We start from the raw sequence: 12,592 nt of genomic DNA, 5'->3' as shown, positions 1-12,592 counted from the left end.
GCGTGGTTTCGGTGACGGACGCGGACTTCGAGGCGGAGGTGATCGGCGCGGAGCTGCCCGTGCTCGTGGAGTTCACCGCCGGGTGGTGTCCGCCGTGCCGGCAGATGGGGCCGGTGCTGAGCGCTCTCGCGGCCGAGGAGGAGGGGCGGCTCAAGGTCGTCCAGCTGGACGTCGACACGAATCCCGAGACGACCAACGCCTACGGGGTGCTGTCGATGCCGACGTTCATGGTGTTCCGCGACGGTGAGCCGGTGAAGTCGATGGTGGGTGCCCGGCCAAGGCGGCGGCTGCTGGAGGAGCTGTCCGACGTGCTCTGAGCGGGCGCCTCGGATGCGGCCGGCACAAGAAAAACCCCCGGGGAAATTGCACCCGGGGGTTATTCCTGCGTATATTGAATGGTTCGCGACTTGAATTCATCAAGTCGTGGAGAAGTTCACTGGCCACAGTATATCCGGGCGGGAGCGGAATTGTCAAACAGGGGCTCAAACGCAGAATTTCCCGATGGTGAATTGCAGCAGGAGCAGGAATTCATCGACGGGCTGTACGCGCGCGTCGACGTGCTGCGGGGCGACACCGAGGCCTCCGTCGGCGACGCGCTCGCGCAGGGCAACACGCCCATGCAGGCCAGGCTCGAACGCGATGTGCTCGTCGCCGAGCGTTCGGGGCTGCTGGCCGCGCTGAACGCCGTGGACGGCTCGCTCTGCTTCGGCCGGATCGACCTCACCTCCGGCGTCAGTCACCACATCGGCCGTATCGGTGTCCGCGCCGGCGACACCGAGCACACCCCCATCCTCATCGACTGGCGGGCCCCGGTCGCCCGCCCCTTCTACCTCGCCACCGGGCACACCCCGATGGACCTGCGCCGCCGCCGGCACATCAGTACCGAGGGCCGCCGGGTGACCGACGTGCACGACGAGATCCTCGACCTCGGCGACCAGCGGCGCACCGGCCACGAGGACCCGACCGGCGACGCGGTCCTGCTCGCCGCGCTCAACTCGGCGCGCACCGGACGCATGAGCGACATCGTGCAGACGATCCAGGCCGAGCAGGACCGCATCATCCGCGCCCCGCACCGGGGCGTCCTGGTGGTGGAGGGCGGCCCCGGCACCGGCAAGACGGCCGTCGCGCTGCACCGGGCCGCGTTCCTGCTGTACGAGTACCGCGAGCTGCTGGCCAAGCGCGCCGTCCTGATCGTCGGCCCGAACCCGGCGTTCCTCGGCTACATCGGCGAGGTGCTGCCCTCGCTCGGCGAGACGGGCGTCCTGCTCGCGACCGTCGGCGAGCTGTTCCCCGGGGTGAAGGCCAAGGCCGCCGACACCCCGCGGGCCGCGGCGGTCAAGGGCCGCGCCGACATGGCCGAGGTGCTGGTCTCGGTGGTCCGCGACCGGCAGGCGCTGCCCGACCCGGTGATCGCGGTCGAGCACGACCGCGACATCCTGATGCTCGACGCCGGACTCGTGCGGGTCGCCCGCGAACGCACCCGTGAGACCGGTCTGCCGCACAACGCGGCCCGCGAGTACTTCGAGGGCCACATCCTCAACACGCTCACCGACATGCTCGCCGAGCGCATCGGCACCGACCCCTTCGACGGGTCCAACCTGCTCGACCCGAGCGACATCACCCAGATCCGTGACGACCTCGCCGAGAATCCCGAGGTCTGGTCGGCCATCGACCAGCTGTGGCCGCGGCTGACCCCGCAGCAACTGGTCGCCGACTTCCTCGCGGACCCGGAGGGCCACGTCGGCGAGGAGGACGCCGAGGCGATCCGCCGTCCGGTCACCGGTGAGTGGACCGTCGCCGACGTCCCCCTCCTCGACGAGGCCGCCGAACTGCTGGGCGAGGACGACCGGGTCGCGCGGGCCCTGGCCGACCAGGAGCGCCGCGCGCAGGTCGCCTACGCGCAGGGCGTGCTCGACGTGTCCTACGCCTCCCGTACGTACGAGTTCGAGGACAAGGACGAGGAGGACTCCGAGGTCCTGTCCGCCCACAACATCATCGACGCCGAGCGGATGGCCGAGCGGCACGAGGAGGACGACCACCGCAGCGCCGCCGAGCGGGCGGCGGCCGACCGGACCTGGGCGTTCGGCCACATCATCGTCGACGAGGCGCAGGAGCTCTCGCCGATGGCCTGGCGGCTGCTGATGCGCCGCAGCCCGACCCGGTCGATGACGCTGGTCGGCGACCCGGCGCAGACCGCCGAGGCGGCCGGGGTCGGGTCGTGGGAGCGGATTCTCGCCCCCTATGTCGAGGACCGCTGGGAGCACACCCGGCTCGCGGTCAACTACCGCACCCCGTCCGAGATCATGGAGGTGGCGGCGGCGGTGGTCCGCGCGGAAGACCCCGGCTTCGAACCGCCGAGTTCGGTGCGGACGACGGGCGTACGCCCGTGGGCCCGCGCGACCGACGACCTGCCCGGCGCGGTGGCGAAGGCGGTGGCGGAACTGACCCCGGCGGAGGGCCGCCTCGCGGTCGTCGCTCCGCGCGATCTGCACCCGGAGCTGGCCGCCCGGCTCGACGGGGTGACTGAGGGCGGCGAGCCCGACCTGACCCGGACGGTCGTTCTGCTCGACCCCCGCCAGTCCAAGGGCCTGGAGTTCGACTCCGTGCTGGTGGTGGAGCCGGGACGGTACGGCACGAGCGACCTGTATGTGGCGCTGACCCGGGCCACCCAGCGGCTGGGTGTCCTGTACACCGGGGAGCTGCCGGAGACCCTGGCCGGGGCGTTCGGGTAGGAGCGGGTGCGGGCATGACGACGCACCGGAGCCGTCACTACGGGCGGCGCCGACAGCGGGGCGAGGAGCTCTGCCGTCGGCGCCGCGGAGGCCGCTGTCCCGCGGAGGCCGGGTCTCAGGCCGGCCGGAGCCAGATGGTCGACAGCGGGGGCAGTGCGAGGCGGATGCTGGCCGGGCGGCCGTGCCAGGCCTGGAGTTCCGGCTTGACGACGTCCGGGTTGGTGACGTCGCTTCCGCCGTACCGGGCGCTGTCGGTGTTGAGGGTCTCCTGCCAGGCGGGGACGGAGTCGGGGACGCCGAGGCGGTAGGCGTGGCGGACGACCGGGGAGAGGTTGGAGACCGAGAGCAGCGGGACGCCCTCGGCGTCGAGACGCAGGAACGCGAAGACGTTGTCCTCCGCCGCGTCGCCGACCACCCACTGGAAGCCGGACGGGTCGGTGTCCTGTTGCCAGAGCGCGGGCGTGTGACGGTAGACGGTGTTGAGGTCGCGGACCAGGTCACGGACGCCCCGGTGGTCGGCTTCGGCGGGGTAGGCGGGATCGAGGAGCCACCAGTCGGGTCCGTGGGTCTCGGACCATTCGGCGCCCTGGGCGAACTCCTGTCCCATGAAGAGGAGTTGTTTGCCGGGGTGGGCCCACATATAGCCGAGGTAGGCGCGGGTGGTGGCGCGTTGCTGCCACCAGTCGCCCGGCATCTTGGAGACGAGTGACCTCTTGCCGTGGACGACCTCGTCGTGGGAGATGGGCAGGACGTAGTTCTCGCTGTAGGCGTAGACCATGGAGAACGTCATCTCGTGGTGGTGGTACTTGCGGTGGACCGGCTCGTGCTGGACGTAGTCCAGTGAGTCGTGCATCCATCCCATGTTCCATTTCAGCCCGAATCCGAGTCCGCCGAAGCCGCCGGGGCCGGAGTGGTGGGTGGCGCGGGTGACGCCGTCCCAGGCGGTGGATTCCTCGGCGATGGTGACGACGCCGGGGTTGCGGCGGTAGACGGTGGCGTTCATCTCCTGGAGGAAGGCGACGGCGTCGAGGTTCTCGCGGCCGCCGTGTTCGTTGGGTGTCCACTGGCCGGGTTCGCGGGAGTAGTCGAGGTAGAGCATGGAGGCGACGGCGTCGACGCGGAGTCCGTCGATGTGGAATTCCTGGCACCAGTAGACGGCGTTGGAGACGAGGAAGTTGCGGACCTCGCGGCGTCCGAAGTCGAATTCGAGGGTGCCCCAGTCGGGGTGGGCGGCGCGTTGGGGGTCGGCGTGTTCGTAGAGGGGGCGTCCGTCGAATGCGGCGAGGGCCCATTCGTCGCGGGGGAAGTGGGCGGGGACCCAGTCCATGAGGACGCCGATGCCGGCTTGGTGGAGGGCGTCGACGAGGTGTTTGAAGTCGTCGGGGGTGCCGAGGCGGGCGGTGGGGGCGTAGAAGCCGGTGACCTGGTATCCCCAGGAGCCGCCGAAGGGGTGTTCGGCGACGGGCATGAGTTCGACGTGGGTGAAGCCGAGGTCGGAGACGTAGGCGGGGAGTTGCTGAGCGAGTTGACGGTAGGTCAGGCCCGGTCGCCAGGACGCCAGATGCACCTCGTAGACGGAGAACGGCGCCTCGTGCACCGGACGTTCCCCGCGGCTCGCCATCCACGCGTCGTCGTGCCAGGTGTGGTGCGAGGTGTGGATGATCGACGACGTGTGCGGCGGGACCTCGGTGCGGCGGGCCATCGGGTCGGCGCGCAGGGTGCGGGAGCCGTCGGGGCGGGTGATCTCGAACTTGTAGAGTTCGCCCTCGCCGATGCCGGGCACGAACAGCTCCCAGACGCCCGTGGAACCGAGCGAGCGCATCGGATACCCCGTGCCGTCCCAGAAGTTGAAGGTGCCCGAGAGCCGGACCCCGCGCGCGTTCGGGGCCCACACCGTGAAGCGGGTGCCGGTCACACCCTGATGCGTCATCGGCTCGGCGCCCAGGGCCTGCCAGAGCTGTTCGTGGCGGCCCTCGCCCAGCAGATGGAGATCGAGTTCGCCGAGCGCGGGCAGGAAACGGTACGCGTCCTCGGTGTCCTGGACCGTCTCCTCGTACGCCACGAGCAGCCGGTACGCGTCCGGGACCGCGCGCAGCGGCAGCAGGGCCGAGAAGAAGCCGTCCCCGTCGTCGTGCAGCTCGGCCCGCAGGTCGTCCGTCACGACGGTCACGCCCAGGGCGTACGGCCGGAAGGCCAGGAACGCCACTCCGCCCGGTGCCGGATGGGAGCCCAGGACGCCGTGCGGATCATGGTGCGTACCGGAGAGCAGCCGCTCCCGGTCGTCCGGGCCGAGACCGGTGAAGGCGGCCACGCTGTCGGCGAGATCCTGTGAACTTCCGCGCAGGGAAGCGGAGTTGTCCGGGATGCCGGCGGTGGCGCCGAGGGCGGCGGGAGAGTTGTCGGCGGGGGCCGGAGCGACGACGGCGGGTACCGGGGGACCGCCGGAGGCAGCCGGTTCGGGAGTCTTCTCGGAGGACTTCGCGCCCTTGCTCCCGGCGCCCTTGCTCCCGGCGGGCTTCTTGCCGGCGGACCTCTCGGGGGACTTGGCCGCCTGCTTCCCCTCGGCCGCCTTCCCGGCCGCCGTCTGCTGGACCGTCGCCTTCTTGCCGGTGGCCGGCTTCTTGGCACCGTTCTTCTTCGGACTGTCGTCGGACGGGGGGCGGGGCGTCACGGGCAGGGCCTCCTCGGCGGGGTGAGCGGGAAACGTCAGGGGGATGCGGCGAGCCGGCCCACCGCCGCCAAGGGCACCGGCAGCCAGTCGGGCCGGTGCCGGGCCTCGTAGAGGACTTCGTAGACCGCCTTGTCCGTCTCGTAGGCGCGCAGCAGGACGGGATCGGTGCGCGGGTCGCGGCCGGCGACCTCCGCGTAACCGGAGCAGTACGCGGCCCGGCAGGTGTCGGCCCACTCGGACACGGCAGGGGCGGGGGCCGGAGCGGGGCCGGTGGCCCGGGGGTTCGAGCGGGCCGCGTAGTCGAAGGAGCGGAGCATCCCGGCCACGTCCCGCAGCGGCGGCTGCGGCATACGGCGCTCGGCCAGCGGCTTCGACGGCTCGCCCTCGAAGTCTATGAGCGACCACTCTCCGGTGGGCGAACGCAGGCACTGGCCGAGGTGCAGATCCCCGTGGACGCGCTGGGCGGTCCAGGTCCGTCCCTCGGCGGCCAGGTCCGCGAGCGCCTCGAAGGCGGTCCGCAGACCGGGAGCGTACGGGCGCAGCGCGGGCACCGCCTGGGCCGCCGCGGCCAGCCGCTCGGTCATGCCCTCGACCAGCAGCTCCATCTGTACGTGCCCCAGTGTGGTCGTGGGCAGTGCGAGGGCGAGCGCCGTGTGCACCTCGGCGGTGGCCCGGCCCAGTGCCCGCGCCTCGCCGCCGAAGTCCTCGCCCTTGGCCAGTCCGTGCAGCGCCAGCTCCCAGCCGTCCGTCGCGCCCCGGACGAAGGGCTGCAGCACCCCGAGGACGTAGGTCTCGCCGGCTGCCGGATCCTGGGCGTCCCCGATGTCCGCCGTCATCCAGCCCGCGGGCGCCGGAACCCGCGGACAGCCCTCCCGCGCGAGCATGCGCGGCAGCTCCAGGTCGGGGTTGACACCGGGTACGACGCGGCGCAACAGCTTGAGGATGAACGTATCTCCATAGACGAGGGAGGAGTTGGACTGCTCGGACGTCACCAGCCGGGGCGCCAGTCCGCCCCGGATCTGCTGACGGTGGTCGCGCTCGAAGCGCAGCTCGCCGATCCGGGCCCGGGCGCGCAGCGCTTCGAGGAGCACGTCGGCGGGGCGTGGGTCGTGCAGCGCCTCGTAGACGGTGTGCCCGGCCAGCGGCCCTTCCTCCACATGCCCGATCAGCGCGGGCGCGAGCCACGGCGGCAGTGCCTCGCGTACGCCGATCAGCAACTGGTAGCAGTCGCCCCGCTGGGCGGTGGCCCCCTGCGCCGGGGTGGCCGGCTGGTGCGCCCGTACCAGGAGGTGGAGCAGGCCCAGCTGACCGGACGCCGGCAGTAACTCGTTCGCCGTCACCAGGGAGAACCCGGTGACCGGACGTCCCTTGCCCGCGAACCAGCGCTGGCGTGGCAGCCACTCCCGCAGCAGCGGGTCGAGCGAAGCGAGCAGCTCGGGGCGTGCGACGGGTTCCGTGACAGGGTGCGTGGCGGCTTCCGACATGGCGTCGCGTCCTTTCCCCAGGGACCGGGGGACCGGAGACCCAAGGACCCAGGGACCCGGAGTCCGGGCGAGTCGGGGGTGTTACTGATGGGTGCCCAGGGCGGGACGGGGGAAACCGCCCCGCCTCGGTTCTACACGGCGTCCTCGCGGAGCCGGAACCAGTAGAAGCCGTGGCCTGCGAGGGTGAGCAGGTAGGGGAGTTCACCGATGGCGGGGAAGCGGACTCCGCCGATGAGTTCGACGGGGTGCCGGCCGTTGAAGGCGCGCAGGTCGAGTTCGGTGGGCTGGGCGAAACGGGAGAAGTTGTGCACGCACAGCACCAGGTCGTCCCCTTCGTCCTCTTCGTTCTCGGTCGAGGGGGCTTCGCGCAGGAAGGCGAGGACGGCGGGGTTGGAGGAGGGGAGTTCGGTGTAGGTGCCGAGGCCGAAGGCCTTGTTCTGTTTGCGGATCTCGATCATGCGGCGGGTCCAGTGCAGGAGCGACGAGGGTGAGGACATCGACGCTTCGACGTTGGTGACCTGGTAGCCGTAGACGGGGTCCATGATCGTGGGGAGGAAGAGGCGGCCGGGGTCGCTGGAGGAGAATCCGGCGTTGCGGTCGGGGGTCCACTGCATGGGGGTGCGGACGGCGTCGCGGTCGCCGAGCCAGATGTTGTCGCCCATGCCGATCTCGTCGCCGTAGTAGAGGATCGGGCTGCCGGGGAGGGACAGGAGCAGGGCGGTGAAGAGTTCGATCTGGTTGCGGTCGTTGTCGAGCAGGGGGGCCAGGCGTCGGCGGATGCCGATGTTGGCGCGCATGCGCGGGTCCTTGGCGTATTCCGCGTACATGTAGTCGCGTTCTTCGTCGGTGACCATTTCGAGGGTGAGCTCGTCGTGGTTGCGCAGGAAGATGCCCCACTGGCAGTTGTGGGGGATCGCGGGGGTCTTGGCGAGGATCTCCGAGACGGGGTAGCGCGATTCGCGGCGGACGGCCATGAAGATGCGGGGCATGACGGGGAAGTGGAAGGCCATGTGGCACTCGTCGCCGCCGGAGGGGAAGTCGCCGAAGTAGTCGACGACGTCCTCGGGCCACTGGTTGGCCTCGGCCAGCAGCACCGTGTCCGGGTAGTGGGTGTCGATCTCCTTGCGTACCCGTTTCAGGAACTCGTGCGTTGCCGGGAGGTTTTCGCAGTTGGTTCCCTCGACCTGGTACAGGTAGGGGACCGCGTCCAGCCGGAAGCCGTCGATCCCCAGGTCGAGCCAGAACCGCAGGGCGGAGACGATCTCCTCCTGGACGGCCGGGTTCTCGTAGTTGAGGTCGGGCTGGTGGGAGAAGAAGCGGTGCCAGTAGTACTGCTTGCGGACCGGGTCGAAGGTCCAGTTGGAGGCCTCGGTGTCGACGAAGATGATCCGGGCGTCCTGGTACTGCTTGTCGTCGTCGGCCCAGACGTAGTAGTCGCCGTAGGGTCCGTCGGGGTTGGTGCGGGACTCCTGGAACCACGGGTGCTGGTCGCTGGTGTGGTTCATGACGAAGTCGATGACGACGCGCATGCCGCGTTGGTGGGCGGCGTCGACGAACTCGACGAAGTCGGCGAGGTCGCCGAACTCGGGCAGGACGGCGGTGTAGTCGGAGACGTCGTAGCCGCCGTCGCGCAGGGGGGACTTGAAGAACGGGGGCAGCCAGAGGCAGTCGACGCCGAGCCATTGGAGGTAGTCGAGTTTCGCGGTGAGGCCCTTGAGGTCACCGACGCCGTCGCCGTTGCTGTCCTGGAAGGAGCGGACCAGGACCTCGTAGAAGACGGCGCGTTTGAACCATTCGGGGTCGCGGTTCTTCGCCGGAGTGTCCTCGAAGGTGTCCGGTACGGGCTCGTTGATGATCATGTGGTGGGTGACCCTCCGATGTGCGGTGAGGACGGTCGCAGGACGGTGAGAATGTGCGCGGGCCTGTGCCCAGGCGCCAGACGCACATAGTTCGTCCTGCCCCAGTGGTAGGTCTCGCCGGTGAGCTCGTCGCGCACCGGCACGGACTCGTGCCAGTCCAGGCCGAGTTGCGGCATGTCCAACGAGACCGTGGCCTCCTGGGTGTGGTGGGGGTCGAGGTTGACCACCATCACAACCGTGTTCGATCCGCGGGCGTCCGTGACGGACTTCGAGTAGGCGATCACCGCCTCCTTGTCCGTGTGGTGGAAGTGCAGGTCGCGCAGTTGCCGCAGAGCCGGGCTACGCCGTCTGATCGCGTTGAGCTCACCCAGCAACGGCGCGATGCTATGTCCGTCACACTCCGCCGACTCCCAGTCACGCGGACGCAGTTGGTACTTCTCGGAGTTCAGGTATTCTTCGCTCCCCTTCCGCAGCGGGGTGCCCTCGCACAGCTCGAATCCGCTGTAGACGCCCCAGGTCGGTGACAGCGTCGCGGCGAGCACCGCCCGCAGCTCGAAGGCCGGGCGGCCGCCGAGCTGGAGGAACTCGTGCAGGATGTCCGGGGTGTTGACGAAGAAGTTGGGCCGCATGAAGGCGGCCGTCTCGCCCGACAGCTCGGTGAGGTAGTCGGTCAGCTCCTCCTTGGTGTTGCGCCAGGTGAAGTACGTGTACGACTGCTGGAAGCCGATCGCCCCGAGCGTGCGCATCATCGCGGGCCGGGTGAACGCCTCGGCCAGGAAGATCACGTCAGGGTCGGTGCGGTTGACGTCCGCGATGACCTGCTCCCAGAAGACCACCGGCTTGGTGTGCGGGTTGTCCACGCGGAAGATCCGGACCCCGTGGTCCATCCAGTGCCGCAGCACCCGCAGCGTCTCCCGGACCAGCCCCGGCATGTCCTCGTCGAAGGCGATCGGGTAAATGTCCTGGTACTTCTTCGGCGGGTTCTCCGCGTACGCGATCGTGCCGTCGGCGCGGTGGTGGAACCACTCCGGGTGCTTCTCCACCCACGGGTGGTCGGGGGAGCACTGGAGCGCGAAGTCGAGGGCGACCTCGAGACGCAGATCCGCCGCCCGGCGCACGAACGCGTCGAAGTCGTCGAGGGTGCCGAGATCCGGGTGGATCGCGTCGTGGCCGCCCTCCGGGGAGCCGATCGCCCACGGCACACCCACGTCGGTCGGACCGGCGGAAAGGGTGTTGTCGGGGCCCTTGCGGTACGTGGTGCCGATGGGATGGATCGGCGGCAGATAGACGACGTCGAAGCCCATCTCCGCGATGGCGGGCAGGCGTTCGGCCGCGGTACGGAACGTGCCGTGCACCGGCGGGTCCAGCTGTCCGCTCTCCGAACGCGGGAAGAACTCGTACCAGGAGCCGAACAGTGCCCGCTCGCGCTCCACGAGCAGGGGCAACGGCTCCGAGGACGTGACGAGTTCGCGCAGCGGGTGGCGGGCGAGCAGCCGGTCCACCTCGGGGGTCCGGGCGGCGGCGAGACGGGCCGCGGCCGGCCGGCCGGCGTCACGCAGCGCGTCCACGGCGGCGAGCACGACGGCTCTTCCGCCCTGGCCCACGGGCACACCGACGGCCGCCCGTTCGTACAGCCGTGCGCCCTCCTCCAGGACCAGTTCCGTGTCGAGGCCGGCCGGGATCTTGATCCCCGCGTGGTGGCGCCAGGTGGAGACCGGATCGCTCCACGCCTCCACGGTGTACGTCCAGCGGCCCGTCCCGCCCGCGGCGACCGTGGCGCCCCAGCGGTCCGTGCCGGGGGCGAGTTCGCGCATCGGGGTCCAGGGGCCGGTGCGGCCCCGCGGGTCCGTCAGGACGACGTTCGCGGCGACCGCGTCGTGGCCCTCGCGGAAGACCGTGGCGGAGATCTCGAAGGCCTCGCCGACCACCGCCTTCGCCGGACGGCGGCCCTGGAGGACGAGGGGACGTACGTCGAGGACGGGGATGCGTCCGACGCCGCCGCACGGGTCGGCGGAGGATTTCTCCGGGGCGCCGGGAGCGGCGTCGACCGCGGGTGGGGGGGATGTGTCGGAGGTGGTCGTCGGGGGTGGCGACGTGTGGTGCGTGGCGGGCATGACCGCTCCTGTCCGCGTCAACGTGGGTGGGCGGATGAGGGTGTGGGGAGGTGGGGCCTGCGGGCTGTACCGCAGGAGCCTTCCCACCCTATTCGGGTGGGCAATCCGGCGCTTTGTTAACTCCTTGGGCAGATGTCTGCGTACAGGACCGGCCGCGTCCGGCGCGGACGGGACCGGTTCCCGTCTCCCCGGACGAGTCTCTAGGGACCGCCTACCCGCAACAGCCTGTCGGGCGATCCCGGTCCCGCGCCGGCGACCCTTCCGGACACCGCACGCCGTACGAGTGCCCTGGCCACCTGGGCCGGTGTGGCCCGGCGGTGGCCGGCCAGATAGAGCGCCGCCGCGCCCGCGACGTGCGGACTCGCCATCGACGTACCGGAGAGGGTCGCGCTCGCGGTGTCGCTCCGGTACGACGCGGAGGTGATCGCCACGCCGGGTGCGAAGAGGTCCAGCGAGGCGCCGTAGTCGGAGAATCGCGCCCGGGTGTCGGTCCGGTCGACGGCGCCGACGGTGAGCGCCTGCGCGACGCGGGCGGGGGAGTACCGATTGGCCGGTTGTCCGCCATTGCCCGCGGCGACCGCGTAGGTCACGCCGGAGGCGATGGAGTTGCGTACGGCCGCGTCCAGTTGGGCGTTCGCCTTCCCGCCCAGGCTCAGATTGGCGACCGCGGGCCGGTGCGCGTGCCGCGTGACCCAGTCGATGCCCGCGATGACCTGCGCGGTGGTCCCCGAGCCGTCGTCGCCGAGCACGCGGACGGAGACGATCCGGGCCTTCTTGGCGACGCCGTACGCCGTCCCCGCGACGGTGGCCGCGACATGGGTGCCGTGCCCGTTGCCGTCGCCCGCGGCCCCGTCGTTCCCGACGAAGTCCCAGCCGTACCGGGCCCGCCCGCCGAAGTCCCGGTGCGTGATCCGGACGCCGGTGTCGATGACGTACACCGTCACGCCCGCGCCGGCCGTCGCCGGCGCCGCGTAACTCCTGTCGAGCGGCAGACCGGGCTGGTCGATCCGGTCCAGGCCCCAGGACGGCGGGTTCTTCTCGGCCCGGTCGAGCCGCACCCGGGTGTCCTGGACGACCGAGGCCACCCGGGGGTCGGCCGCGAGCCGGCGGGCCTGCCGTTCACCGGCCCGCACGGCGTATCCGTTGAGCGCGGTGCCGTACGTATGGCTGATTCTCGCCCCGTACTTCCAGGCGATGCCCTTTCCTTCGGGGGACGGAGCCCGGGTGCCCCCCTTGAGCGTCACGATGTAGCTTCCGCCGACGGAACCGGGGGCGCCCGCGCCGTCCGGCCCGCCCTCCGACGTGGCGTGCGCGGGCAGCGTGACGGCCGAGAGCGCCGCGGCCGTCACGACCGCGAGCAGGCCCCCCGCCCCGTGCGGACGCCACTGTCTCGTCCGTGCCATGACGTGAATTCCCCTCCTCGACTCGGCGTGCGCGGACCGGGCCGACCGGTGCGGTCCGCGGTCCGCCGCACACCACCTGGCAGCTTCTCGTGCGGTGTGAAGTGCCACAAGGCCGCCCATGAGTGCGGAATCGGCCATATCAGTCGTGGGGTGCGGGTGAAGAACGCGGAGAGTTCACGCCGGAGCCACCGTGATGGCCGAGGCCCTGTCAAGGGGACGTCCGGGGCCGGGCACCTCCCGCCCGGCACACCGGAGTTCCCCCCGTGCGCCGTAGTTGCGGAGGCACTCTCGCCGCTAACGTCGTGGATGACGAAGGGCGCACAAGGACG

At 70.8% G+C, this 12,592-nt stretch carries 7 protein-coding genes; 2 read left to right on the top strand and 5 right to left on the bottom strand.

All coding sequences use genetic code 11. The features are described 5' to 3' along the window. Positions 1–2 precede the first annotated feature (2 nt). Positions 3–317: a thioredoxin domain-containing protein gene (locus tag ABZV34_RS00905; protein WP_356270693.1), complete on the top strand. Its 315-nt coding sequence runs from the start codon at positions 3–5 to the stop codon at positions 315–317. A 192-nt stretch (positions 318–509) separates the two neighbouring features. Beyond that, positions 510–2,732: an ATP-dependent DNA helicase gene (locus tag ABZV34_RS00900; RefSeq protein ID WP_356270160.1), complete on the top strand. Its 2,223-nt coding sequence runs from the start codon at positions 510–512 to the stop codon at positions 2,730–2,732. Positions 2,733–2,847: 115 nt separating this feature from the next. On the opposite strand, the gene glgB is transcribed toward ABZV34_RS00900, so the two are convergent. The 5 genes from glgB to ABZV34_RS00875 form a co-directional block, all read right to left on the bottom strand. After that, positions 2,848–5,403, bottom strand: a complete 2,556-nt coding sequence (glgB, locus tag ABZV34_RS00895; protein ID WP_356270158.1) for a 1,4-alpha-glucan branching enzyme — start codon at positions 5,401–5,403, stop codon at positions 2,848–2,850. 35 nt (positions 5,404–5,438) lie between these two features. After that, on the bottom strand, positions 5,439–6,887 hold the full coding sequence (locus ABZV34_RS00890; protein WP_356270156.1) for a maltokinase: 1,449 nt from the start codon (positions 6,885–6,887) through the stop codon (positions 5,439–5,441). A gap of 131 nt (positions 6,888–7,018) precedes the next feature. After that, on the bottom strand, positions 7,019–8,746 hold the full coding sequence (gene treS, locus ABZV34_RS00885) for a maltose alpha-D-glucosyltransferase (RefSeq protein ID WP_356270154.1): 1,728 nt from the start codon (positions 8,744–8,746) through the stop codon (positions 7,019–7,021). After that, entirely contained in the window at positions 8,743–10,860 is a 2,118-nt protein-coding gene (locus tag ABZV34_RS00880; RefSeq protein WP_356270152.1) for an alpha-1,4-glucan--maltose-1-phosphate maltosyltransferase, read from the bottom strand. Before ABZV34_RS00880 ends, treS begins: the two co-directional genes overlap by 4 nt. A gap of 200 nt (positions 10,861–11,060) precedes the next feature. Then, the gene (locus ABZV34_RS00875; RefSeq protein ID WP_356270150.1) at positions 11,061–12,263 is read right to left on the bottom strand and encodes a S8 family peptidase; all 1,203 of its coding nucleotides are present in this window, start codon (positions 12,261–12,263) and stop codon (positions 11,061–11,063) included. Positions 12,264–12,592 lie beyond the last annotated feature (329 nt).

The organism is Streptomyces sp. NPDC005195 (assembly GCF_040608315.1).
Lineage (GTDB): Bacteria > Actinomycetota > Actinomycetes > Streptomycetales > Streptomycetaceae > Streptomyces > Streptomyces kaempferi.
This window is presented reverse-complemented; position numbering and strand designations above follow the sequence as displayed.

What these genes read in the sequence shown, in the direction of transcription:
- ABZV34_RS00875 (WP_356270150.1), bottom strand. Translation starts at nt 12,263, where the DNA reads ATGGCACGGACGAGACAGTGGCGTCCGCACGGGGCGGGGGGCCTGCTC.
- treS (WP_356270154.1), bottom strand. Translation starts at nt 8,746, where the DNA reads ATGATCATCAACGAGCCCGTACCGGACACCTTCGAGGACACTCCGGCG.
- ABZV34_RS00880 (WP_356270152.1), bottom strand. Translation starts at nt 10,860, where the DNA reads ATGCCCGCCACGCACCACACGTCGCCACCCCCGACGACCACCTCCGAC.
- ABZV34_RS00890 (WP_356270156.1), bottom strand. Translation starts at nt 6,887, where the DNA reads ATGTCGGAAGCCGCCACGCACCCTGTCACGGAACCCGTCGCACGCCCC.